Origin of the sequence: Sphingopyxis sp. H115, assembly GCF_001468465.1 — a bacterium.
GTDB lineage: Bacteria > Pseudomonadota > Alphaproteobacteria > Sphingomonadales > Sphingomonadaceae > Sphingopyxis.
Genome location: NZ_LNSA01000010.1, coordinates 17,375 through 40,587, shown reverse-complemented (window position 1 = coordinate 40,587; position 23,213 = coordinate 17,375). Strand labels below are relative to the sequence as shown.

Genomic DNA, 23,213 nt, shown 5'->3' with positions numbered 1-23,213 from the left:
CTGAATCCGTGAGCGCCGGTGACGCGACGCCCATGGACACGCGTCCAGCCTTGACGCCCGAAGAATTCGAGGAGCGGGCCAGCTATGTCGATTCCGGCTGGTGGCTGACCGGCGAAGGCCTGATCCATACGCCATCGGTGATGAATGTCCCTGGCTGGAATCTCTACGGCCATCCAGGCAATCAACAGCTGACCGAGGCTCAGCGGGTGCTGATGATGTGGTCGGATCTGGTCGGCCAGGTCGCAAACGGTGGTTTCGAACAGTTCATATCCAATTATGAAAAAGCGCTGGCACTGGCGTATCGGCTCATCGCACAACTGGACTGGCCCGAGCTATTCGAACGCTTCGATCCTGCTTTCCGCGAACAGGCTGGCGATCCGGCGAACCCCCAGTCCGTTGCTTCGGAGCTATGGGAGTGGGACGACGAGGCGGGAGCCAATCGAAACCATATGCTGGACAGCCTCACGCGCAGCAAAACGCGATGGCGGCCGTGGGCGCGGCGGCGCGAGAGGGCCCTATACGATCAATTGTCCGACACAATTTTGCAAACCTTGTACAACGAGGCGGTGTCGAACGGTGAAATAAAGCCTGTCGAAAAGCCGCCGGTGGAATATGAGACGCCCCCCTGTGTAGCAGCGGACGCTTTCGACACATGGTTCTACCTCGACAGCACGCGTCAGAAATCGCAGCATTATGTCGGCTCTTATATTCGCGCGCACCGCGATCAATTGTGCCGAATAGACGGCTGACATGCTTCTTCACATCATCGCGCGCGGACGCATCGGGCGCGGCCCGGAGGCCGAGCTGGTCGCGCGCTATATGAAGCGCGTGACCTGGGCGCAGAAGATTTCGGAGCTTCCCGATACCGGCGGACGCATGCCCGCCGCACCCGACAACAGTCGCACCATATTGCTCGACGAGGGCGGCGACCAGATGTCGTCGCTCGAATTTGCCAAATTGCTCGAAAAATGGCGCGACGGCGGCGTGCGCGAGGCGCGTTTCTGCCTCGGCGCCGCCGACGGCTTCACCCCGGAAGAGCGCGAGGGTGCCGACAAGGTCATCGCCTTCGGACGCGCGACCTGGCCGCACCTGATGGCGCGCGCGATGCTCGCCGAACAATTGTGGCGCGCGACCAGCATCGTCGCCGGCCATCCCTATCACCGCGAGGGTCGCCAGTGAGGCGCCTTGCCGCCACGCTCGGCCTGATCGCCGCCGTCGCGGGCGGCGCGTTCGCGCTCGCGCAGAGCGACATCTTCGACCCCGCAGCGATCGCCGCGCGCGAACGCGACCAGCTGATCGACGCCAAGCAGCAATCGGCGGCGGCGATGGCGCGTAGCGCCTTGCTCGAAAAACAGGCGGTCGCCGCGGTCAGCGAGGCCGACCGGCTGAAGAAGCGCAGCGCCGCGCTCGCCGCGCGCATCCAGTCGGCCGAAGCCGATATCAGCGCGGGCGAAGCACGCGTCGCGCTCGTCAGCCGCCGCCTGTCGGCGCAGCGCGCGCGGCTCGCCGAGCAACAGCAACCCCTGCTGGAACTCGCCGCCTCGCTCCAGCAGCTGAGCCGCCAGCCGCCGGTCAGCGTGCTGGCGCAGCCCGGGTCGCTGACCGACATCGTCCATGCCCGCGCGGTAATCGATGCCGCCATGCCGGTGATCGAACGCCGCACCGCCGGCGTGCGGCGCGAACTCGCCGCGCTCGATACCACGCGGCGCCAGCAGGGGATCGCTCTGCAGGCGCTGTCGTCGAGCAAGGCACAGCTGGCGCAGCGCCGCGACGCGCTGACCCGACTCGAAAACGAAGGCCGCCTGCGCTCGCGCGAGCTAATGAGCAGCGCGCAGCTCGAGGCCGACCGGGCCCTGGGGCTCGGCGAAAAGGCGCGCGATATCGTCGAGCTAATGGACAGCCTCGAAGCCGACAGCGCGGTGCGTGCCGAACTAGCGCAGCTCGCCGGCCCGCTGCCGCGCCCGCGCAACCCCGCCGTTGCCGAAGCCGGCGCCGCCCCATCCACCGCCCCCGCCGAGGCCGAGCAGACGCAAGGCGCCTACCGCCTGCCCGTCGTCGGACGCATCGTCACCGGGCTGGGCGAAGTCAACGAAAGCGGCGTGCGGTCGCGCGGCGTGACAATCGCGGCGCGACCCGGCGGGCAGGTCGTCGCCCCCGCCCCCGGGCGGGTCAGTTTCGCTGGCGATTATCGCGGCTATGGCAAGATTGTCATCGTCGATCACGGCGGCGGCTGGGTCTCGCTGCTCACCGGGATGATCGCGCTGTCGGTCGGCGTCGGCGACACACTCGATGCCGGGGCGCCCGTCGGCCGCGCCGGGTCCGACGACAGCCGCATCACCGTCGAACTGCGCCGCGCGGGGCGCCCGGTCGATATCGTCGCGATGATCGGCTGACGCCCCGTTAATCGCCCGTTCCGCCGCTGTTCCGTATCGGGATCATCCGCTTGACGGCTGCGCAAATGCGTAGGAGGATGGCGCGCCGGGATATATATGGCGGGAAATCCTGCCTGAGTGAAAGACGCCGATGACCGAATCGATCAAAACCGCATCGTCTCCGAAGCGCCGCTTCGCGCTGTGGCAGGGCGCCGCAGCGCTTTCGACGCTGGCGCTCGTACCGCTCGCGACCGGCGCAATGGCGACTGTCGACACGAAGACGCAGGAAGAAATTTCGCGCTTCATGGACGTCTATCTCGAAGTCAAATCGAACTATGTCGAGCCGGTCGACGATTCGAAACTGATCGAAGGCGCGATCAACGGCATGCTCGCCAGCCTCGACCCGCATTCGGGCTATCTCGACGCGCGCGGCTTTTCGAACCTGCGCACCCAGACCGACGGCGAATATGGTGGGCTCGGCCTGTCGGTGACGATGGAGGACGGCGTCGTCAAAGTCATCGCGCCGACCGCCGACACCCCCGCCGACAAGGCAGGGATCAAGGCGGGCGACTATATCACCCACATCAACAAGGAACTGATCTTCGGGCTGACGCTCGACGAAGCCGTCGAACAGATGCGCGGGCGCCCGGGGACCACGATCGACGTCACGATCGTGCGCGAAGGCCAGGACAAGCCGATCGAGATGACGCTGACGCGCGAGATCATCGACCTCAAACCCGTGAAATGGGAAGTCAGCGGCGACGTCGGGGTGCTGACCGTCACCAATTTCTCGGCCGATGCGACCACTGACCTCAAGGCGGCCATGATGGCGGTCGAAAAATCGCTCGGCAAGAAACCGCGCGGATGGGTGCTCGACCTGCGCTCGAACCCCGGCGGGCTACTCGACGAAGCCGTCGGGATCAGCGATCTGTTCCTCGAACGCGGCGAGATCGTCTCGCAGCGCGGCCGCAAGAAGGGCGATATCGAACGCTATTTCGCCGAACCCGGCGACCTCGCCGGCGGCGCGCCGGTCGTGGTGCTGATCGATTCGGGTTCGGCCTCGGCGTCGGAAATCGTCGCGGGCGCCTTGCAGGACCAGCATCGCGCGGTCGTGATGGGCGAACGCAGCTTCGGCAAGGGATCGGTGCAGACGGTGCTGCCACTGACCGACACCACCGCGCTCCGCCTGACCACCGCGCGCTATTATACGCCGTCGGGGCGCAGCGTGCAGGAGGGCGGGATCGACCCCGATATCCGCGTGCCCCAGCTCAGCGACCCCGATTATGCATCGCGGCCGAAGTTCCGCGAAAGCGACCTGCGCCGCCACCTGATCAACGAAAAGAAGGTCGACAACGGCCTGATCGAAAAGGATGAGAAGGCCGATCCGCGCTTCAGCGCGACCGCGGAGGAGTTGAAGGCCAAGGGCATCGAAGATTTCCAGCTGCATTATGCGCTGGAAACAATTGGCCGTATCGGCCCGGCGACACCGCGCATGGCGCAGGCGGCCAAGCCCGGCACCAAAGCCGCCCGCCGCAACTGACGCCATGTTTCTTCCCGTCACCCCGGCCTTCGCCGGGATGACGATCCAATGGGGTTGCCTTGATGTTTCCATCGCGCCTGACCGCGCCCGTCGCCGCGTTCCTCGCGCCGCTGCTGCTCTATGGCGGCGCGCTCGTGTCGCAATATGGCTTCGGCCTCCACCCGTGCGAAATGTGCTATTGGCAGCGCTGGCCGCATCAGGCCGCGATTCTGCTTGCGCTGCTGGCGCTGCTGCTGCGCCGCAACGACCGGACGATGCGCACCCTTACCCTGCTCGCTGCCGTCGCGATTGCGATCAGCGGCGCGATCGGCGTCTTTCACGCCGGGGTCGAATATGGCTTTTGGGAAGGCATCACCACCTGCGCGACTGGTGCCAGCGGGCCGGTCACGCTCGATTCGATCATGAACGCACCGCTGATCCGCTGCGACACCGCGCAATGGACGCTGCTGGGCATCTCGCTCGCTGGATTTAACGCGATCTTCTCATTGGGTGCCGCCGCTCTCGTCTTGACCTTGCTGCGGCGGAAGACCACATCGGCGGCATGACAAATAGACGCACCGCATCGATGATCCGCGTCGACCAGGCGGGCGAATATGGCGCCACGCGCATCTATGCTGGCCAGCTCGCGGTGATGGGCGATCGTCACCCGATGGCGCGCGAGATCGCGCATATGGCCGAACAGGAACAACGGCATCGCAAATTTTTCGACGCGATGATCGCGCGGCGCGGCGTACGCCCGACTGCGCTCCAGCCATTCTGGAACGTCGCGGGCTTCGCGCTCGGCGCGGCGACCGCCGCGATGGGCCCGCGCGCCGCGATGGCATGCACCGCCGCGGTCGAGACCGAAATCGACCGCCACTACCAGCACCAGCTCGACGAGCTTGGCGACAGCGACCCCGAACTTAGCGCTGCGGTCGCGGATTTCCGCGCCGAGGAACTGGAACATAAGGAAGCCGCGCTCAAAGCAGGCGCCGAAAGCGCCCCCGGCTACCCGATTTTGAGCTTCGCGATTCGCGCCGGGTGCCGTGCAGCCATCGCGCTGTCGAAACGTATCTGATACCATGACTCCGCCGCGCCGTTCATGACGGATGCAGGGTCGCGGTGTCATGCCGCGCCAAAGTGAAAAGGAATATCCGATGACCCGCCTGCCCCTGTTCGTGCTGATCCTCGCCGGCAGCGCCGCCGCACTGCCCGTCGCCGCACAGGAGGCCCCGGCGGACGTCGACAAGATCAACCAGGTCATCGTCTATGGCGACGACCGCTGCGAACAGTCGAGCCCCGACGAAATCGTCGTCTGCAACCGCCTGCCCGAATCCGAACGCTATCGCGTGCCGCCGATGCTGCGAGGCAACCCGCTCGACGTGCGCAACGAAGCGTGGGCGAACAAGGTCGTCGCGCTCGAACGCGTCGGCCGCTTCGGCACCGACAGCTGCTCGCCGACCGGCCTCGGCGGCTTCACCGGCTGCACGCAGGCGCTCGTCGCCGGCGCCCGCGCCGAGCAGAAGGCCGCTGACAAGACCGACTGGCAGGCGATGATCGCCGACGAACGCGCCAAGCGCCTCGCGGGCATCGACGCCGCAGCGGCCGAGGTCGAGGCCGCCGTCGTCGCCGAGGAAAAGGCGCTCGCCGAACGGCAGAAGGCGGCCGAGGAACTCGAGCGGCAGGCAAGCGGCCAGGCCCCGGCCCGGACTGCCGCCGACGAAGCCACCAACGAGGCCGACGCCGAGCCGCTGCCGACCCCGCCGCAGCAGCACTGACCGCCCCCGGCCGGGCAGCCCGCGACGCGGGCTTCGGCCCCCTAAAATTGCAGATTTTGCAGCATTTTGGCGATCCGCCGCGATTTGGTTGCGAATCCGCGACGAATCGAGCGGAAAATTAACGAATCGCTGTCAGCCTGTCTTGACTTGGGAATTTTTGAGGCAAATCGTGCGGTTCTGGGAATCGCCAGCCTAAGGGGGCTGTAAAATGGCATCAGCATTCGGACCGCGCCTGTGGAGGCGCACGGCAGTCAGCGTGCCGCCGGCACGAAGCCTGGGCCGCCGAATGACCTGGCACGCCGCTGCCGCGCTCCTCGCTTTTGCCGCGCTTCAGATCTGGGTCGTCATGGGGGCGGTCGCCGCCGGCGCGCCCTCGGCGTTCATCGTCGTCGCGCTCGTCATCCTGCTCGCGCTGGCGTTGCCGGTGGCGCGGTCGACCGAACGCCGCTGGTATCATCTCAGCCGCCAGGCGCTCGCCAGCTGGGGTCTCCACGCGCGCTTCCGCCGCGATGTCCGCCGCCTCTGGATCGCCGCGCTCACCCTGCCCTTCCTGTGGGTCAGCGGTGCGATGGCCGCGACCGACGCGATCGCGGCGATCATTCGCTGATCCGACTTAGATTTTGACGCTTCGCTCCGCGCCGGTTAGGGCGCGGGCATGCTCACCGTTTCCGAAGCCCTCGATCGCGCGCAAATGCTGTGCGCCGCCGCGACCAAAGCCGGCGCCGATGCCGCCGACGCACTTTATTATTGCAACGCCGCGACCTCGGTTTCGATGCGGCTCGGCGCGCTTGAGGATGTCGAGCGGTCCGAAGGGCAGGATATCTCGCTGCGCGTCTTTGTCGGGCAGCGCAGCGCCAGCGTGTCGACCGCCGACATGGATGCCGGCGAACTCGCGAAGCTGGTCGAGCGCTGCGTCGCGATGGCGCGCGAGGCACCCGAGGATCCCTATGCCGGACTCGCCCCCGAAGAGCTGCTCTTCAAGGGCCCCGTTCCCGACTTCGACCTCGATGATGGCAGCGAAGCCGACCCCGCCGCGCTGCGCGGCGCCGCGCTCGCGGTCGAAGAGGCAGCGCGCGCTGTTAGCGGGGTCACGAACAGCGAGGGCGGCTCGGCAAGCCACAGCCGCACGCGCTTCGCGCTCGCGACCAGCCACGGCTTTGCCGGCGGCTATGGGTCGAGCGGCCACAGCCTCTCGGCGAGCGTGATCGCGGGCGAAGGTGCCGCGATGCAGCGCGACTATGGCTGGCACAGCGCGCATCACCTCGCCGACCTCGAAAGCGCCGCCGAGATCGGCGCGCGCGCCGGGGCACGCGCGGTCGCGCGGCTGAACCCCGGCAAGGCCCCGACCGGCAAGCTCCCCGTCATCCTCGACCCGCGCGTCAGCGGCGGCATCGTCGGCCATCTGCTCGGCGCCATCGCCGGCCCCGCAATCGCGCGCGGGACAAGCTTCCTGCTCGGCAAGGAAGATCAGATGCTGTTCGACAGCGCGATCGTCGTCCGCGACGAGCCCCACCGCACGCGCGGGCTCAGGAGCCGCGCCTTCGACGGCGAAGGCCTGCCGACCGCGCCGCGCGACATCGTGGCGAATGGCAAAATCACCGGCTGGCTGCTCGACAATGCGTCGGCAAGGCAGCTCGGACTCGCCCCCACTGGCCACGCCAGCCGCGGCGGCGGCGCCTCGGGGGTCGGCGCGAGCAACCTGCATCTCGCGGCAGGCAGCGCGACGCCAGCGGCGCTGATCGAGGACATCGCCGAGGGCATCTACATCACCGAACTGATCGGCCAGGGCGTCAACCCGGTGACCGGCGATTACAGCCGCGGCGCGTCGGGCTTCCTGATCCGCGGCGGCGAGATCGCGGGACCGATCGCCGAATTCACCATCGCGGGCAATCTGGTCGACATGTTCGCCGCGCTGATCCCCGCGAACGACCTCGAATTCCGCCATGCGACCAACGCGCCGACGCTGCGCATCGACGGCATGACCGTCGCGAGCAGCTGAGAGCCGGCAGTCGATGCCCGGTCGCAACCTCGAAGCCGTGATCGCCGCGACGCGCGAGGTCGGCGACATGGCGATGGCGCGCTGGCGCGGCGAGGGCAAGGCGGTCGACGTGTGGCACAAGTCGCACGACAATCCGGTGAGCGACGTCGACCTTGCGGTCGATGCGCGGCTGAAGGCGGTGCTCGGCGCGATGGTGCCCGAAGCAGGCTGGCTGTCGGAGGAAACTGCCGACAATGAAGATCGGCTGGCGTGCCGCGCAATGTGGTGCGTCGATCCGATCGACGGCACGCGCGATTTCATCCGCGGCCGCCCGGGCTGGTGCGTGTCGGTCGCGCTTGTCGTCGACGGCACCCCCGAACTCGGCGTCCTCTATGCCCCCGCACTCGACGAGCTGTGGGTTGCGCAAAAGGGGAAGGGTGCGACACTGAACGGCGAGGCGCTGCGCGCCAGCCGCCGCATGATCTTCGACGGCGCACGCGTCCCCGCCGACAGCCTGCCCAAGATCGACCGCGACCTGATCATGGTGACCAAGCCGAACAGCATCGCGCTGCGCATGGCGCTCGTCGCCGACGACCGCGCCGATCTGGTCGCGACCTTGCGCTGGGGCTTCGAATGGGACGTCGCCGCTGCGGCGCTGATCGCGACCGAGGCGGGCGCGGCCGTGACCGATGCCTTTGGCGAGCCGCTGCGGTTCAACACGCCGCGCGCGCAAGCCTTTGGCGTTATCGCCTGCGCCCCCGGTATTCATCGCGCGGTCGTCTCGCGCTTGAACGATCGCGCGGTCGCTCTTACATCGCATCCGTGACCAGCCGTTACGACAAGTCATTCGCCGCAGTCTGCTTGACTTTCAAGGCGACTCACCCTAATTGCGCGAGCATTCCGACAGCCTGACCGGACGGCGAAGCGCCTTCGTGCGCATCGTGGTCCGTTTTTTGCGTTGGAAATTCAGACGCTTTGAGATGGGGCCGATTGCCAGCGCGCCCTGTGGAGCAGGAGAAAGTTACAAATGGCACGTATCGCGGGCGTCAACCTGCCCACCAACAAGCGCGTGATCATCGCGCTCACCTATATCCACGGCATCGGCCGCAAGACCGCCGTCGACATCGCCGACAAGCTGGGCATCGACCACAGCCGCCGCGTTCAGGACCTCAGCGACGCCGAAGTCCTGCAGATCCGCGAAACGATCGACGCCGACCTCACGGTCGAGGGTGATCTTCGCCGCAACACGGCGATGAACATCAAGCGCCTGATGGACCTCGCCTGCTATCGCGGCCTGCGTCATCGCAAGGGCCTTCCCGTCCGCGGCCAGCGCACGCACACCAATGCGCGCACCCGCAAGGGCAAGGCGAAGCCGATCGCCGGCAAGAAGAAATAAGAGCAGAAAATCGTCCGGGGGACGGTTTTCCTTATTTCTCCGCCGGAGGCCGCTCTCGTCACAGCGCCCCGGTCGTTCAGGATTTAGGATTAGGATTTCATCATGGCTCGTGAACCGCAGCGCCTTCGTCGGCGCGAACGCAAGAATATCTCGTCGGGTGTGGCCCACGTCAACGCGACCTTCAACAACACGATGATCACCATCACCGACGCGCAGGGCAATGCGATTGCCTGGTCGAGCGCCGGCATGATGGGCTTCAAGGGCAGCCGCAAATCGACCCCGTACGCCGCCCAGGTGTGCGCCGAAGATGCCGGCAAGAAGGCCGCCGAACATGGCGTCCGCACGCTCGAAGTCGAAGTCAAGGGTCCCGGCGCCGGCCGCGAATCGGCGCTGCGCGCGCTCCAGGCCGTCGGTTTCCACATCACGTCGATCCGCGACGTGACGCCGATCCCGCACAATGGCGTCCGCCCGGCCAAGCGCCGCCGCGTCTGACGTCTTTTCGGGCGCGCTCCAAGCCGGTGCGCCGCCCGCATAAAACTCCTCGCTGGACAGGTGGCCGACCCCGCCCGTCCCGCTCAAAGCAAAGGGAAATCCATGACTGTCAATATCCGGAACTGGCAGGAATTGAAGAAGCCCAGCAACCTGGAAATCAAGGCTGGCAGCGACGGCAAGCGCAAGGCGACCTTCGTCGCCGAACCGCTCGAGCGCGGCTTCGGCCTGACGCTCGGTAACGCGCTGCGCCGCGTGCTGCTTTCGTCGCTCCAGGGTGCGGCCATCACGTCGATCAAGATCGAGAATGTTCTCCACGAATTCTCGAGCCTCGCCGGCGTGCGTGAAGACGTCACCGACATCGTCCTCAACGTCAAGCAGATCGCGCTCAAGATGGAAGGCGAAGGCCCGAAGCGGCTCCAGCTTTCGGCGACCGGTCCCGCGACCGTGAAGGCCGGCGACATCATGGTGTCGGGCGACATCAAAGTGATGAACCCGAACCATGTCATCTGCCACCTCGACGATGGTGCGACGCTGAACATGGAACTCGTTGCCGACACCGGCAAAGGCTATGTCCCCGCGACGGCCAACCGTCCGGTCGACGCGCCGATCGGCCTGATCCCGGTCGACTCGCTCTACTCGCCCGTGCGCCAGGTTGCCTACAAGGTCGACAATGCGCGCATCGGCCAGGAACTGGACTATGACAAGCTGAACCTGACCGTCGAAACCGACGGCACGGTGACCCCCGAAGATGCCGTCGCCTATGCCGCGCGCATCCTTCAGGACCAGCTCCAGGTCTTCGTCCACTTCGAAGAGGCGATGAACGACAGCGGCCTCATCGGCATGGCGGCATCGCCGACCACCGCCGACGAATCGGACGTCAACCAGCTCAACCGCTTCCTCCTGAAGAAGGTCGACGAACTCGAACTGTCGGTCCGCTCGGCCAACTGTCTCAAGAACGACAACATTATCTACATCGGTGACCTCGTTCAGAAGACCGAAGCTGAAATGCTCCGCACGCCGAACTTCGGCCGCAAGTCCTTGAACGAAATCAAGGAAGTGCTGTCGTCGATGGGTCTGCGCCTCGGCATGGACATCCCCGGCTGGCCGCCGGAGAATATCGAGGAAATGGCCAAGAAGCTCGAACAGGAACTTCTCGGCTAATTCCGAAGCTGTGCCCCGGCGCAAGCCGGGGTCCAGACAAACGGGAAGGGGTCGGCCCGCACATCGACCTGGCTTGGGGTACCTCACACGGCCCCTCTGACAAACGAAGGAATGGATTATGCGTCATAAATCGGGTGGCCGGAAGCTGCAGCGCACGAGCGCACACCGCACGGCCCTGTTCCGCAACATGTCGGCTTCGCTCATCAAGCATGAGCAGATCACGACGACCGTCGCCAAGGCGAAGGAACTGCGTCCCTATATCGAAAAGCTCGTCACGCTGGCGAAGCGCGGTGGCCTCGCCAACCGCCGCCTCGCGATGAGCCGCCTGATGGACGACACGCAGCTCTTGAAGCTGTTTGACGTTCTCGCCGAACGCTACAAGGACCGCAACGGCGGCTATACTCGCATCATCAAGGCCGGCATCCGCGCGTCGGACGCCTCGCCGATGGCGATCATCGAATTCGTCGATCGCGACGTCGATGCCAAGGGCCAGGATTCGGGTCCGGTTGACCAGTTCGACGAAGACATGGCCGAAGCCTGAGCTTCGCCTCTTCGCCAAAAGATCGAGGGCGGCCTCCGAAAGGACGGCCGCCCTTTTCTTTGCTCCCAAACCGGACGGCGTCGACTTTGGGGTGGGGAGCGGACGTTGCGGATCCTCCCTTCGTCATCCCGGACGTGATCCCGGATCCATCGCACCGCCGAAGTCATGGGCCCGGATCAAGTCCGGGGTGACGATGAAATGAAAGTCGGCCTTCGGTAGAAACCAGCCGCCGCGATGCTATCCCGCCAGCACCCGCGCCATCATCCGTTCTTCCTTTTCGATCCACGGCGCCATGCTCGCGCGCGACAGGATCGCCTCGCTCCACGCTGCTATTTTCGGATGGATCGCGGGGTCGATGCACGCGCCGCAATGGCGCAGGTTCATCAGGGGCGATGCGACCGCAAGATCGGCGAGCGTCAGCCGGTCGCCGACCAGGAAGCCAGACGCCGGGATCGCGCTTTCCAGATAGGCGAGCAATTTGGGCAGCTCTTCGCTCTCGGCCTGCGCCGCGGCAGCCAGATCGCCTTCGCGGCCGAGGAATTTCGGCGCGACGATGCGGTTGAAGAACATCTTGCCGCTGCATGCCGCGAATACCGTGTCGCCAAACTCCTCCCACCAGATCGTCCGGCCGCGTTGTTGCGGGTCGGCGGGGATCAACGCGGGTTCGGGATATTTCGCCTCGACATATTGGATGATCGCGCTCGAATCGGCGAGCAGGAAGCCATCGTCGTCCATCGCGGGCATCTTGCCAAGCGGCGACGCGGCCTGGAAACCGGGGTCGGGATCGCCGATGCCGACGCCCTTCAATTCGAAGGCAACCCCCTTTTCGCCCAGAAAGCCCAGCAATTTGCGCACAAACGGCGATACCACCGACCCATAAATGATCATCGCATTTCTCCCATGAAGTTGCCGCATCATAGGCCAAAGGTTTTTACCTGCAACCTGTCTCGGGCCTCGCATCGCGCGGCGCAGCGGGCCCCGTCCCCAAAGATTTTCGCACTTGCAAGACGCCTTTCGGCGCCCCGCTAACGCTCTTTTAACCAGCCACCTACATCACGGACATATGGCCATTTCCGGATATTTCCTCCCCTCGGCACCCGATGCCGACCGGCGCGTCGACGCGCGCCGGAAACTCAGCCTGCTCGCGCGCGGCGCACAGCGCGACGGCGCCGGGATCGATGTCCAGATCCACAATATCTCGGGAACGGGTCTGTTGTTCGAAAGCGACATCAAGCTCGCCGCGGGCGACCGGATCGAGATCGAGCTTCCGCACGCCGGCGACATCACCGCAAAGGTCATCTGGGCCAGCGGACGACTTTTCGGATGCCAGTTCGAAGGCCCGGTATCGCCCGCTACGCTGAGTGCCGTCGAGCTGAAAAGCGCCATCGACGCAGCGCCCGTGGCCGAAGACGATCCGGTCGAACCGTCCGACGACGACGGTTTTGGCGCCCGCCTGCTACATTTTCGCACCGACGCCGGGCTCAGCCAGGCGGACGTCGCCAAACAGATGGGCGTCAGCGCGCCGTCGATCTCCAGCTGGGAAAACGGCCGGGCGCGGCCCAAGCATGGCCGCATGGCAAAGCTCGCCGCCATCCTCGGGGTCGAGACGTCGGACCTGCTCGACGAAGCGCCGGCAGAAGGCGTTCAGGACCTGATCGACCGGTGCCGCGAACAAATCGCCGAAGCCGTCGGGCTGAGCACTGACAGGGTCCGGATTTTCGTCGAATATTGACCGCTTCGCGCGCGGCACGACGCGCGCGCGCCGGCGTTCCCCGATGGCCGAACCGTGCGCGGCGCGACCCGCGATGGCGCTCGAACGGCATGAAATTCACTTGCCATCCTGGCGTTCGCGTGAAACATTTCGCGATGGAGGGGGGCGCTGCTGCGGCAGCAATCAAGCGGGATATCATCAATGCGCCCTTCCACCTGGGCTGATCGGCTGTTGGCGCTGCTGGTCCGCTTCGTCGGGCTGGTCATTCTGCTCGCAACCTTGGCGGCGGCGACTGCCAGCTTCCTTTACAACGAGTCCGACGAGGAAGATCAGGCGGCGCGGATCGCAGCGCAATTCAACCTCCGGCTGCGCGACCATGTCGCAATCCTCGAAGGGGTGCGCGCGCTCTATCAGTCCGACGCCGCCGCCAGCGGACCTGGCATCCGCGCCTATCTTGCCGCGCTGCAACCGCAGGTGCATTCGCCGGGCATGGAAGGGATCGGCATCGCCGCCGCGATGCGCGCAGGCGAGCCCGCGGCGGTCGAGGCACGGCTCAAGGAAAATTACGGCACCGATATCCGCGTCTGGCCCGCGACCGACCAGCCGATCGGTTTTCCCGTCATCCTGGTCGAACCCTATACGCCGCGGCGCCATCTGGCGTTGGGCCTCGACATGTACAGCGAACCCGTGCGCCGCCAGGCGATGCGGCGGGCGTGGCAGACCGGGCGTCCCGCCGCGAGCGGCATCGTCCAGCTGGCGCAGGAAGAGGCCGCGACGGTCAAGCAGCCGGGGTTTCTCATCTATCTTCCCGTCTATGCCCGCGAACCGGCAGGCGCCACGCGGCCGACGATCGCAACGGCACCCAGGACGCGACCGATCGAAGCCTTCATCTATGCGCCTTTCCGCGTCAACGACATGATGGCGGCAATATTGGGATCGCGGCTCGACCGGATCGACGGACTGGAAATCATCGCCGGCGACGGTCCGTCGGCAAAGGTCGTTTTCCGGCACGGCAAGATGGGATGGGACGCGCACGAACAAGTGCTGCGCATAGCGGACCGGCAATGGACGATGCGTATATCCTACGGCCGGCTGCTCGAACGATTGGGACGCCCGCTCGCGATCCTTCTCTTCGGCCTCGCGCTCGCCGCGCTCGCGACCCAGCTCCACCGCGTCCAGCAGCGCCGCGTCGGCGAGGCCCAGGCGCTCGCCGAGGAAAAGGAGCGCCATGCCGAGGATCGCGAACTGATGATCGGCGAAATGGCGCACCGCATGAAGAATGCCTTTGCCCGCATCGGCGCGCTCGCACGGATCACGCTGCGCGAATCCGCCAGCCTCGACGAATTCGAGGTCAAGTTCGACGGCCGGATGCGCGCCTTGTCCGACGCAAAGCAGATGCTCGTCACCGGCGCCGTCGACAGCGTCGAGCTCGGCCGCATTGTCCACCGCGAACTTGAAATTGCGGGTGTTTCGGCCGAAAGGCTCGCTGCCGCCACCGGCCCCGAGGTGCGCCTCGACGATGAAGGTGCGCAGGCGATCTCGCTCGCGATCCATGAATTCGTCACCAACAGCATCAAATATGGCGCGCTGTCGGGCCGGGGCGAGCTCGAGATCGAATGGCATCGCGACGGCGGCGACATCGAGCTGAACTGGATCGAGAGCGGCCTTGCCGACACGCCGCGCATCGAAAGCGAAAGCTTCGGCACCCAGTTCATCCGCACGCTGATCGAACGGCAGCTCAAGGGCAGCTGGAACCGTAGCGCGGTTGACAAGCGTCTCGCCATCGTCATTCGCTGGCCGGACGATGGCATCTCCGACTGACTGGCAAATCTGGATCGACCGCGGCGGCACTTTTACCGACGTCGTCGCGCGCAGCCCCGACGGCGCGGTCGTCACGACGAAATATCTTTCCGAAGACCCCGCGCGTCCCGGCGACGCCGCGGTGGGTGCGATCCGCGACCTCACCGGCGCGGGCGCGGGTCCGCTGCCGCCGCTCGCGATCCGTATGGGCTCGACCGTCGCGACCAACGCGCTGCTCGAACGCAAGGGCGAACCGACCCTGCTCGCGATTAACAAGGGCTTCGGCGACGCGCTGACGATCGGCTATCAGGACCGCCCCGAGCTGTTCGCGCGCAAGCTCGACCGCATCCCGCCACCGCACGCCGCCGTCGCCGAGATCGCCGAACGCGTGGGCCCCGACGGCTCCATCCTGACGCCGTTCGACGAAGACGCAGCCCGTGCCGCGCTGCAAACCGCGCGCGACCGCGGCCTTGCCAGCATCGCCATCGTCCTGATGCACGGCTATCGCTACCCCGCGCACGAGCAACGCCTCGCCGCCATCGCCGCCGAGCTCGGCTTCACGCAAATCTCGACCAGCCACGATGTCAGCGCGCTGATCAAGCTCGTCGGGCGCGGCGACACGACGCTCGCCGACGCCTATCTCTCGCCCGTCCTCCACCATTATGTCCGCCAGTTCGTCGCGCAGCTCGGCGACGGCGTCGACCCGCAGTTCATGAAAAGCTCGGGTGGCCTCGCCTCCGCCGCCGCCTTCCACGGCCGCGACGCGATCCTCTCGGGCCCCGCGGGCGGCATCGTCGGCATGGTCGGCAGCGCCGCGCCGCTCGGCAAAGCGCGGCTGATCGGCTTCGACATGGGCGGCACCTCGACCGACGTCAGCCATTATGCCGGCCGCCTCGAGCGCGATAACGAAACCATCGTCGCGGGCACGCGCATCCGCGCGCCGATGCTCCGCATCCACACGGTTGCGGCGGGCGGCGGCTCGATCTGCCGCTGGGACGGCGCGCGCCTCTCCGTCGGCCCCGAAAGCGCGGGCGCCAACCCCGGCCCCGCCGCCTACGGCCGCGGCGGGCCGCTCACTGTCACCGACTGCAACGTCCTGCTCGGAAAAATCCAGCCCGATCATTTCCCCAAGCTCTTCGGCCCGGACGGCGACCAGCCGCTCGACCGCGAGGTCGTCGTGCGGAAATTCGCCGCGATGGCGGCCGAGGTGGGGAACATCACCCCCGAGGCGCTCGGCGAGGGCCTGCTCGCCATCGCGGTCCAGCAGATGGCAAACGCGATCAAGCGCATCACCATCGCGCGCGGCCACGACGTCACGCAGGGCTACAGCCTCGTCGGCTTCGGCGGCGCCGCTGGCCAGCATGTTTGCCTCGTCGCCGACGCGCTCGGGGTGGACGAAATCCTGCTCCACCCGCTCGCGGGCGTGCTCTCGGCCTATGGTATGGGCCTCGCCAAGCCCTCGGCGATCCGCGAGCGCACGCTGGCCCTCACCCTCGATGAAGAATGCACCCCCATCCTCACCGCCGCCGAAGCCGAACTGTCGGAGCAAGCGCGCGCCGACCTCGCCCCCGGCGCCGAAACAGCCCGCGAAACCCTGATCTTCGTTCGCCTCGCCGACAGCGACAATGCGATCGAACTCCCGCTCGCATCGCCCGCCGACGTCAGGACCGCCTTCACCGCGGCCTTCCGCCAGCGCTTCGGCTATGCCCCGCACGCCAATCTCGTCGTCGACCGCATCCGTGTCGAGCTGACCGAGGCGGGCGACGCCCCCGCCGCCCTGCCCCCGCCCGCACCATCGGCCGACAGCGACCCCGAACCCGTCACCGCCTGGTTCGCGGGCGCCGCGCGCGACGTCCCGCTCCACCAGCGCAGGGCCCTCGCCCCCGGCCGCACCATCGCCGGACCCGCGATCATCGTCGATGCGCTCTCCACCAACATCGTCGAGCCGGGCTGGAACGCGACAGTGGAGCAGGAGGGGACATTGCGGCTGATAAAAACCTCCTCTCGTTCAGGAGCGTCCGATCGATCGGTCCCCCGGACCGATCTGAAACGTCCGAGGGACGTTTCACCTGACACTGGGTTGGGGCGGGGGCCATCGGCCTCGCCCAAGGCCGATGGCCCCCGTCCGCTGCGACTAAGCCCGGCTGCGTCGGACCAAGTCTCGCTGCCCTCCCCTGAAGGGGAGGGCTTGCTTCAGGCCTCCGACCCGATCCGCCTCGAAATCTTCAACAGCCTGTTCATGGCAATTGCCGAGGAGATGGGCGGCGCGCTCCAGCACAGCGCCTCGTCGATCAACATCCGCGAGCGGCTCGATTTCTCCTGCGCGATCTTCGACGGCGCGGGCAGGCTCGTCGCCAACGCGCCGCACATGCCCGTGCACCTCGGCTCGATGGGTGAAAGCGTCCGCACGATCCTACGCCAGCGGGCGCAGGACGGACGCGGCATCCGCAAGGGCGACGCTTATGCCCTCAACGCCCCCTATGACGGCGGCACTCACCTCCCTGACATCACCGTCATCATGCCCGTGTTCGTAGACGACGACACCCCGAGCTTCTTCGTCGCCGCGCGCGGCCATCATGCCGACCTCGGCGGCATTGCCCCCGGATCGATGCCCCCCGACAGCAAGAGCATCGCCGACGAAGGCATCCTCTTCGACAATATGTTGATCGTCGACGACGGGCATTTCCGCGACGTCGATGTCCACGCGCACCTCACGACCGGCGACTGGCCCGCGCGCAACCCCGCGCTCAACATCGCCGATTTGAAGGCGCAAGTCGCCGCCTGCCAGCGGGGCGCGAGCGCGCTCGCCGACCTCAGCGCCACGCACGGCGCCGCGACCGTCGCCGCCTATATGACGCACGGCCAGCGCCAGGCCGAGGTCGCCGTCCGCCAACTCATCGCGCGCCTCGACGACGGTGCTTTCACCTACGCGATGGACAATGGCGCCGAGGTTGCCGTCGCAGTCAAGGTCGACCGCGAAGCGTGCGACGTGACCATCGACTTCACCGGATCGTCGGCGACGCTCCCCGACAATTTCAACGCGCCGCTGCCCGTCGTTCGCGCTGCCGTCCTCTATGTGCTGCGCACGATGCTCGACGATCCGATCCCGATGAACGAGGGCTGCCTCGCGCCGGTCACGCTCATTGTCCCCGAAGATTCGATGCTCTCGCCAAGCTATCCCGCTGCGGTCGTCGCGGGCAATGTCGAGACGAGCCAGGTCATCACCGACGCGCTGTTCGCCGCCTTCGGCGCGATGGCGCCCGCGCAGGGGACGATGAACAATTTCACCTTCGGCAACGACGCCCACCAATATTATGAGACGATCGCCGGCGGATCGGGCGCCGGCCCCGGCTTCGACGGCACCGGCGTGATCCAGACGCACATGACCAACAGCCGAATGACCGACCCCGAAGTCCTGGAGACGCGCTTCCCCGTCATCGTCGAGGAGTTTTCGATCCGCAAAGGCTCGGGCGGCGCGGGCCAATGGCACGGCGGCGACGGCGCCACCCGCCGCGTCCGCTTCTGCGAACCGATGGCCGCGAACATCCTCGCGAACCGCCGCAAGATCGCGCCAAAGGGCCTCGCGGGCGGCGAAGACGCCGCGCCCGGCCGCAACTGGGTCGAGCGCGCCGATGGCGCCGTCGAAATGCTGGGCGCCACCGGCAGCGCCGATCTCGAAGGCGGCGACACCTTCGTGATCGAAACGCCCGGCGGCGGCGGTTATGGGAAAGCGGGGGACTGACGCGATGCCGGATCTGAGGACGACCCGGGCGGTCAGGCCCCATATTCCTGCGACGGTCGTTTTGGGTGCTGCGTCGAAAGCGGAAGCCGCTTCGCGGCAAACACTTCCTCTTCGCGTCTTCGCGTCCTCGCGTGAACCCTTTTCACCATATACACGGCAGGTACGCACCCCATGCTCGTCCTGATCGGCATCCTCATCATCATCGCGGGCTTCCTGCTCCGCTTCAATCCGCTACTCGTGATCATGGCCTCGGCGCTCGCGACCGGCCTCGCCGCGGGGCTCGATATCGCCGCGATCATCGCCGCCTTCGGCAAGGCGTTCAACGACACGCGCTACGTCTCGATCATCTGGATCGTCCTCCCCGTCATCGGCCTCCTCGAAGCTTACGGCCTGCAACAGCACGCGCGCAGCCTGATCGACCGGATGAAGGGCGCGACGCTCGGGCGGCTGCTCACCGGCTACCTCCTGCTGCGGCAGGCGATGGCCGCGGTCGGGCTTACGTCGGTCGCGGGCCACGCCCAGACCGTCCGCCCGCTCGTCGCACCGATGGCCGAAGCCGCGGCCGAGGCGAGGAACGACGCGCTATCGGAAAGCCAGCGCGAGGACGTGAAAGCCTTTGCCGCCGCGACCGACAATGTCGGGCTCTTCTTCGGCGAGGATATCTTCCTCGCGATCGGCTCGATCCTGCTGATGAAGGGCCTGCTCGACGGCTATGGCTACGAGATCGAGCCGCTGCACTTCTCGCTCTGGGCGATCCCGACCGCGATCGCCGCCTTCCTCATCCACGGCCTCCGCCTCCGCCGCCTCGAAAAGCGTATGCGGAAACAGGAGGCGAGCGCATGATCACGCTCGGCTTCGTCTATGTCCTTGCCGGGCTGACCTTCGCGGCCTTCGCCGCGCTCGGTTTGCACGATCGCAACAATCCCACACGTTTCGGCAACGCCGCCTTCTGGGGCCTGCTCGCGCTGTCGATGCTCGCGGGCGACCGGCTCGGCGATTTCGGCAACGGCCTGCTCGTCCTCGCGCTCGTCGCCATCGCGGGCACCGGCCAGATCGGCCGCGCGCCCGGCAGCGACATCCCCGCCGAGGTCCAGGCGACCCGCGCCGCGACCCACGGCAATTTCCTCCTCCTCGTCGCGTTGATCATCCCCGCAGTCGCGCTCGCGGGCACCTTCCTCTTCAAATGGGTGCCCGGCCTCGCCGATCCCAAGCAGGCGACCTTGATCTCGCTCGCGCTCGGCGTGCTCATCGCGCTCGGCATCGGCATGGCGCGTCTCAAACCGCCGCCGCTGCTTCCGCTCCAGCAAGGCCGCCGCCTGCTCGATTCGGTCGGCTGGGCCGCGATCCTGCCGCAGATGCTCGCCAGCCTCGGCGCGGTCTTCGCGCTCGCGGGCGTCGGCGAAGTCGTCGGCGACCTCATCGGCACCGCGATCCCCGACGGCAGCCTGTTCGGCGCGGTGCTCGCCTTCGGGCTCGGCATGGCGCTTTTCACAATGGTGATGGGCAACGCCTTCGCCGCCTTCCCGGTGATGATGGCCGCGGTCGGCCTGCCCTTGCTCATCGAACAATATGGCGGCGACCCCGCGGTCGTCGCGGCGATCGGCATGCTCGCTGGCTTCTGCGGCACGCTTGTGACCCCGATGGCGGCGAACTTCAACCTCGTCCCCGCCGCGCTGCTCGAACTCAAAAACCCCTATGGCGTGATCAAGGCGCAGGTCGGGACGGCGGTGCCGCTGCTCGCGGTGAACATCGTCTTCATCTGGCTTTTCGCCTTTTAGCCCTCACCCCAATTCTGTTCGCCCTGAGCTTGTCGAAGGGCCGTCCTTCCTTCTGCAACGTGGAAAGAACAGAACGGTGCTTCGACAAGCTCAGCACGAACGGATAGTGGAATTCCCGTAATGACCCACCTCACCCCCACTCACGCCGCCCGCTTCGCCACCGCCACCCTCGCCCACCTCGGCCGCGAATATCCCTACAAGATGGATCTCGTCCTCACCGGCCCCGAGGACGCAAAACCGCCGCGCGACCATCACCCGATCTTCCACGGCAGCTTCGACTGGCACAGCTGCGTCCATGGCTGGTGGCAGGTCCTCCGCCTCGCCCGTCGCTTCCCCGACCTGCCCGTCGCCGCCGAAATCCGCGCGCGCGCCGACGCGATGCTCGTGCCCGACAAGGTCGCGGGCGAACTTGCCTTCCTCGATCGTCCTTACTCGGCCGCTTTCGAACGCCCCTATGGCTGGGCGTGGCTCCTTACACTCCACGCCGAGGCCGAAGCGCATGACGCCCCCTGGGCCACCGCGCTCGAACCGCTTGCATTCGCCTTTGCGGCGCGCTTCCACGCCTTCCTCCCCAAGCTGACCTATCCCTTGCGTGTCGGCACCCATTTCAACATCGCCTTTGCGCTTCTCCTCGCGCGCAACTGGGCGAGGGTGCGCGACCCCGCGCTCGTGACATTGATCGATGCCGCGGCGATGGCGTGGTTCGCCGACGACCGCGACTGCCAGGCGTGGGAGCCCGGCGGCGACGAGTTTCTCTCCTCCGCGCTCACCGAGGCGCATCTGATGACCGTCGTCCTCGGTGGCGATTTCCCCCGCTGGTGGGGCGTCTTCCTCCCGCGGGCCGCCAGCGAACAGCCCGCGACCCTCTTCACCCCCGCCACCGTCTCCGACCGCAGCGACGGCAAGATCGCGCATCTCGACGGCCTCAACCTCAGCCGCGCGTGGAGCTGGCGCGCCATCGCCGCCGCGCTCGGCCCTGCGCACCCCGCCAGCTCCATCGCCGAAGCCGCCGCCGATCGCCACCTCGCCGCCGCGCTCCCGCACGTCACCGGCGACTATATGGGCGAGCATTGGCTCGCGAGCTTCGCCCTGCTCGCGCTCGACGGGCTTTAGGCTGTCGTTCCAGAAGAGCAGACGGGCTCGCCGATTGACAAGCCCCGCCCGCGCGGCGACAGACGGCGCGAAGAGGGGAGAAGGACTGCCAATGAAGACGCTGCGCCCGACATCGTTCGACGTTGCCGAGCGCGCGGGCGTGTCGCAATCGACCGTCTCGCGCGCGCTCCGCAACTCGCCGGGCGTCAACGCCGAAACGCGCGCGCGCGTCTCCGCCGCCGCGCGCGAACTCGGCTATGTCGTCGACCGCCACGCCTCGTCGCTGCGTTTGAAGAGCAGCGAGACGATCGCGCTCGTTACCATCTGCCGTCCGGGCGAGGACCGCAGCGCGATCAACCCCTTCTATTTCGCGCTCCTCGGCAGCATCGCCGCCGCGACATCGGCGCGCGGCTTCAACCTGCTCGTCTCTTTCCAGGAAAATCCCGACAATTTCCGCGCCGATTTCGTCGCCTCGGGGCTCGCCGATGCGATGATCGTCATCGGCACGACAAGCAATCGCGAGGCATGGAAATATTTCGCCGACGCGCAGGCCACCGGCCTCGACTTCGTCTGCTGGGGCAGCCCGGGCAGCCCCTTCCACTGGATGCGCAGCGAAAATGACATCGGCGGGCAACTCGCCGCCGAATATTTCATCACGACCGGGCGCCGCCACATCGCCTTCGTGGGGCCGCAGCAGTCGCCGCAACGCCAGTTCGACGAGCGCCGCGACGGCTTCACCGCCGCGCTCGCCGCGCACGGCCTTACGCCCGCTGTCGCCGAGCCACCCGCCGCCGCCGACCGCCATGCGCAAGGCGTTGCCGCGGTGCAGGCGCTGCTCGCCGATCATCCCGAAACCGACGCGATTTTCGCGGCGTCGGACATGCTCGCCTTGGGCGTGCTCCAGGGGCTCAAGGACGCCGGGCGCCGCGTGCCGCAAGACGTCGCGCTGATCGGTTTCGACGGCATCCGCGCCGGCACCCTCGCCGATCCCGCGCTCACCACGCTCGAACCCGATCTCGACGCCGCCGGCGAAGCGCTGGTGGCGATGGCGCTCGAGGACGACGAACGCACGCGCAGCGGCACGCGCATCCCCGTCCGCCTGGTCGTGCGCGGCACCGCCTGAGCGCGGACGCCGCTTTGCCGTCGCCTGTGATCGCGGACATAGCAACCAAAGCGCATTTCCGATGTTTTGATCGCGATTCCAATGCGAAAGAAAGGAAGCCGGCAGTGCGGACAGCGATTTTGGCGAGCCTGATGACGATGGCCGCGGCGGCGGCGGCCGCGCCGCTACAGGCGGAGGAGGGTGCCCCCGATCTCGAGACCTATGTCGGCAAATATCCGTTCGACATCGTGGACGGCCACCGCTTCCTCGACCATCCCGCGGTTGCAGCCGCGATCGCCGCCGCGGTCCCCGACGCGGACAAGCGCGCCGCGGTCGCGTTCGACGACAATGGTCTCGGCCTGCCCATCGTCCGCGTCGCCGGCGGCCGCATCCTCGCCTGGGGCGGCGCGCGGCGCGCGGAGGACCGCTACAACTGGGCGGTCGTCATCGCCCCCGACGGCTCCAAGCCCGAAGTCTGCATCTACGACGGCGTCGGTTATGGTCAGGATTTCCAGGCGTCCGAATGGTTCGCACCGGGGCAGCCGGCCATCATGAAGCAGGGCCCCTGCCCCTCGGCGGCCGAGGATTATCCCACTGCCGACATCGCGGCGGGATAGGCGCCCGAACGCGGCGGCCGCGTTGTCCCGTTCAACCGACTCGCGGCACCCCGGCTAAACGCCGCGCACAAGCGCGGTTCGGCGGATCGACCGCGAAACGATTGTACGCGGCCGTTCTGCGGCAATTTGGCACA

At 67.0% G+C, this 23,213-nt stretch carries 23 protein-coding genes; 22 read left to right on the top strand and 1 reads right to left on the bottom strand.

What is annotated here, in order from left to right:
• Positions 1–8 precede the first annotated feature (8 nt).
• The 14 genes from ATE71_RS09045 to rplQ all read left to right on the top strand — a co-directional run bounded on the left by ATE71_RS09045 (position 9) and on the right by rplQ (position 11,237).
• Entirely contained in the window at positions 9–749 is a 741-nt protein-coding gene (locus ATE71_RS09045; protein ID WP_235587973.1) for a DMP19 family protein, read from the top strand.
• A gap of 1 nt (position 750) precedes the next feature.
• Positions 751–1,179 (top strand): 23S rRNA (pseudouridine(1915)-N(3))-methyltransferase RlmH, encoded by a 429-nt coding sequence (locus ATE71_RS09040; RefSeq protein ID WP_058803179.1) that lies wholly within the window; start codon positions 751–753, stop codon positions 1,177–1,179.
• Complete coding sequence (locus ATE71_RS09035; RefSeq protein ID WP_058803178.1) at positions 1,176–2,393, top strand: murein hydrolase activator EnvC family protein; 1,218 nt, start codon at positions 1,176–1,178, stop codon at positions 2,391–2,393. The genes ATE71_RS09040 and ATE71_RS09035 overlap by 4 nt, the downstream gene beginning before the upstream one ends.
• A 130-nt stretch (positions 2,394–2,523) precedes the next feature.
• Entirely contained in the window at positions 2,524–3,912 is a 1,389-nt protein-coding gene (locus ATE71_RS09030) for a S41 family peptidase (protein ID WP_058803177.1), read from the top strand.
• A 62-nt stretch (positions 3,913–3,974) separates the two neighbouring features.
• A complete protein-coding gene (locus ATE71_RS09025) occupies positions 3,975–4,457 on the top strand; it encodes a disulfide bond formation protein B (protein ID WP_058803176.1) in 483 nt (160 codons plus the stop codon).
• Positions 4,454–4,969 (top strand): demethoxyubiquinone hydroxylase family protein, encoded by a 516-nt coding sequence (locus tag ATE71_RS09020; protein ID WP_058803175.1) that lies wholly within the window; start codon positions 4,454–4,456, stop codon positions 4,967–4,969. The genes ATE71_RS09025 and ATE71_RS09020 overlap by 4 nt, the downstream gene beginning before the upstream one ends.
• A 79-nt stretch (positions 4,970–5,048) precedes the next feature.
• Positions 5,049–5,669 carry a hypothetical protein gene (locus ATE71_RS09015; RefSeq protein ID WP_058803259.1) on the top strand — a complete coding sequence of 207 codons (621 nt, stop codon included), beginning with the start codon at positions 5,049–5,051 and terminating at the stop codon, positions 5,667–5,669.
• A 208-nt stretch (positions 5,670–5,877) separates the two neighbouring features.
• The gene (locus tag ATE71_RS09010; protein WP_058803174.1) at positions 5,878–6,276 is read left to right on the top strand and encodes a hypothetical protein; all 399 of its coding nucleotides are present in this window, start codon (positions 5,878–5,880) and stop codon (positions 6,274–6,276) included.
• Positions 6,277–6,324: 48 nt separating this feature from the next.
• Positions 6,325–7,668 carry a TldD/PmbA family protein gene (locus ATE71_RS09005; protein WP_058803173.1) on the top strand — a complete coding sequence of 448 codons (1,344 nt, stop codon included), beginning with the start codon at positions 6,325–6,327 and terminating at the stop codon, positions 7,666–7,668.
• A gap of 13 nt (positions 7,669–7,681) precedes the next feature.
• Positions 7,682–8,473 (top strand): inositol monophosphatase family protein, encoded by a 792-nt coding sequence (locus tag ATE71_RS09000; RefSeq protein WP_058803172.1) that lies wholly within the window; start codon positions 7,682–7,684, stop codon positions 8,471–8,473.
• 201 nt (positions 8,474–8,674) lie between these two features.
• Positions 8,675–9,043 carry a 30S ribosomal protein S13 gene (gene rpsM, locus ATE71_RS08995; RefSeq protein ID WP_058803171.1) on the top strand — a complete coding sequence of 123 codons (369 nt, stop codon included), beginning with the start codon at positions 8,675–8,677 and terminating at the stop codon, positions 9,041–9,043.
• A 102-nt stretch (positions 9,044–9,145) separates the two neighbouring features.
• Positions 9,146–9,535, top strand: coding sequence for a 30S ribosomal protein S11 (rpsK, locus tag ATE71_RS08990; RefSeq protein WP_003040416.1), 390 nt, complete (start codon positions 9,146–9,148; stop codon positions 9,533–9,535).
• Positions 9,536–9,637: 102 nt separating this feature from the next.
• Positions 9,638–10,696 carry a DNA-directed RNA polymerase subunit alpha gene (locus tag ATE71_RS08985; protein WP_058803170.1) on the top strand — a complete coding sequence of 353 codons (1,059 nt, stop codon included), beginning with the start codon at positions 9,638–9,640 and terminating at the stop codon, positions 10,694–10,696.
• A 118-nt stretch (positions 10,697–10,814) separates the two neighbouring features.
• Positions 10,815–11,237, top strand: a complete 423-nt coding sequence (rplQ, locus tag ATE71_RS08980) for a 50S ribosomal protein L17 (RefSeq protein ID WP_058803169.1) — start codon at positions 10,815–10,817, stop codon at positions 11,235–11,237.
• 237 nt (positions 11,238–11,474) lie between these two features.
• Here rplQ and ATE71_RS08975 read toward each other — a convergent pair whose 3' ends face one another.
• The gene (locus ATE71_RS08975) at positions 11,475–12,125 is read right to left on the bottom strand and encodes a glutathione S-transferase family protein (protein ID WP_058803168.1); all 651 of its coding nucleotides are present in this window, start codon (positions 12,123–12,125) and stop codon (positions 11,475–11,477) included.
• 175 nt (positions 12,126–12,300) lie between these two features.
• Here ATE71_RS08975 and ATE71_RS08970 point away from each other — a divergent pair, with 175 nt between their 5' ends.
• From ATE71_RS08970 to ATE71_RS08930, 8 genes are all read left to right on the top strand, one after another.
• The gene (locus tag ATE71_RS08970) at positions 12,301–12,969 is read left to right on the top strand and encodes a helix-turn-helix domain-containing protein (RefSeq protein WP_058803167.1); all 669 of its coding nucleotides are present in this window, start codon (positions 12,301–12,303) and stop codon (positions 12,967–12,969) included.
• A 180-nt stretch (positions 12,970–13,149) separates the two neighbouring features.
• Positions 13,150–14,769 (top strand): CHASE domain-containing protein, encoded by a 1,620-nt coding sequence (locus ATE71_RS08960; protein WP_058803165.1) that lies wholly within the window; start codon positions 13,150–13,152, stop codon positions 14,767–14,769.
• Complete coding sequence (locus ATE71_RS22870; protein ID WP_058803164.1) at positions 14,753–18,490, top strand: hydantoinase B/oxoprolinase family protein; 3,738 nt, start codon at positions 14,753–14,755, stop codon at positions 18,488–18,490. Before ATE71_RS08960 ends, ATE71_RS22870 begins: the two co-directional genes overlap by 17 nt.
• Positions 18,491–18,661: 171 nt before the next feature.
• Complete coding sequence (locus tag ATE71_RS08950) at positions 18,662–19,333, top strand: DUF969 domain-containing protein (protein ID WP_058803163.1); 672 nt, start codon at positions 18,662–18,664, stop codon at positions 19,331–19,333.
• A complete protein-coding gene (locus ATE71_RS08945; protein WP_058803162.1) occupies positions 19,330–20,268 on the top strand; it encodes a DUF979 domain-containing protein in 939 nt (312 codons plus the stop codon). The genes ATE71_RS08950 and ATE71_RS08945 overlap by 4 nt, the downstream gene beginning before the upstream one ends.
• A 120-nt stretch (positions 20,269–20,388) precedes the next feature.
• Entirely contained in the window at positions 20,389–21,381 is a 993-nt protein-coding gene (locus ATE71_RS08940) for a DUF2891 domain-containing protein (RefSeq protein WP_058803161.1), read from the top strand.
• A gap of 91 nt (positions 21,382–21,472) precedes the next feature.
• On the top strand, positions 21,473–22,483 hold the full coding sequence (locus tag ATE71_RS08935; RefSeq protein ID WP_058803160.1) for a LacI family DNA-binding transcriptional regulator: 1,011 nt from the start codon (positions 21,473–21,475) through the stop codon (positions 22,481–22,483).
• Between the two features lie 104 nt (positions 22,484–22,587).
• Positions 22,588–23,079, top strand: a complete 492-nt coding sequence (locus ATE71_RS08930; protein ID WP_152998714.1) for a hypothetical protein — start codon at positions 22,588–22,590, stop codon at positions 23,077–23,079.
• Positions 23,080–23,213 lie beyond the last annotated feature (134 nt).

Coding starts and splice junctions, on each gene's coding strand:
- ATE71_RS09040 (WP_058803179.1), top strand. CDS start 751: ATGCTTCTTCACATCATCGCGCGCGGACGCATCGGGCGCGGCCCGGAG.
- ATE71_RS09030 (WP_058803177.1), top strand. CDS start 2,524: ATGACCGAATCGATCAAAACCGCATCGTCTCCGAAGCGCCGCTTCGCG.
- ATE71_RS09025 (WP_058803176.1), top strand. CDS start 3,975: ATGTTTCCATCGCGCCTGACCGCGCCCGTCGCCGCGTTCCTCGCGCCG.
- ATE71_RS09020 (WP_058803175.1), top strand. CDS start 4,454: ATGACAAATAGACGCACCGCATCGATGATCCGCGTCGACCAGGCGGGC.
- ATE71_RS09015 (WP_058803259.1), top strand. CDS start 5,049: ATGACCCGCCTGCCCCTGTTCGTGCTGATCCTCGCCGGCAGCGCCGCC.
- ATE71_RS09010 (WP_058803174.1), top strand. CDS start 5,878: ATGGCATCAGCATTCGGACCGCGCCTGTGGAGGCGCACGGCAGTCAGC.
- ATE71_RS09005 (WP_058803173.1), top strand. CDS start 6,325: ATGCTCACCGTTTCCGAAGCCCTCGATCGCGCGCAAATGCTGTGCGCC.
- ATE71_RS09000 (WP_058803172.1), top strand. CDS start 7,682: ATGCCCGGTCGCAACCTCGAAGCCGTGATCGCCGCGACGCGCGAGGTC.
- rpsM (WP_058803171.1), top strand. CDS start 8,675: ATGGCACGTATCGCGGGCGTCAACCTGCCCACCAACAAGCGCGTGATC.
- rpsK (WP_003040416.1), top strand. CDS start 9,146: ATGGCTCGTGAACCGCAGCGCCTTCGTCGGCGCGAACGCAAGAATATC.
- ATE71_RS08985 (WP_058803170.1), top strand. CDS start 9,638: ATGACTGTCAATATCCGGAACTGGCAGGAATTGAAGAAGCCCAGCAAC.
- rplQ (WP_058803169.1), top strand. CDS start 10,815: ATGCGTCATAAATCGGGTGGCCGGAAGCTGCAGCGCACGAGCGCACAC.
- ATE71_RS08975 (WP_058803168.1), bottom strand. CDS start 12,125: ATGATCATTTATGGGTCGGTGGTATCGCCGTTTGTGCGCAAATTGCTG.
- ATE71_RS08970 (WP_058803167.1), top strand. CDS start 12,301: ATGGCCATTTCCGGATATTTCCTCCCCTCGGCACCCGATGCCGACCGG.
- ATE71_RS08960 (WP_058803165.1), top strand. CDS start 13,150: ATGCGCCCTTCCACCTGGGCTGATCGGCTGTTGGCGCTGCTGGTCCGC.
- ATE71_RS22870 (WP_058803164.1), top strand. CDS start 14,753: ATGGCATCTCCGACTGACTGGCAAATCTGGATCGACCGCGGCGGCACT.
- ATE71_RS08950 (WP_058803163.1), top strand. CDS start 18,662: ATGCTCGTCCTGATCGGCATCCTCATCATCATCGCGGGCTTCCTGCTC.
- ATE71_RS08945 (WP_058803162.1), top strand. CDS start 19,330: ATGATCACGCTCGGCTTCGTCTATGTCCTTGCCGGGCTGACCTTCGCG.
- ATE71_RS08940 (WP_058803161.1), top strand. CDS start 20,389: ATGACCCACCTCACCCCCACTCACGCCGCCCGCTTCGCCACCGCCACC.
- ATE71_RS08935 (WP_058803160.1), top strand. CDS start 21,473: ATGAAGACGCTGCGCCCGACATCGTTCGACGTTGCCGAGCGCGCGGGC.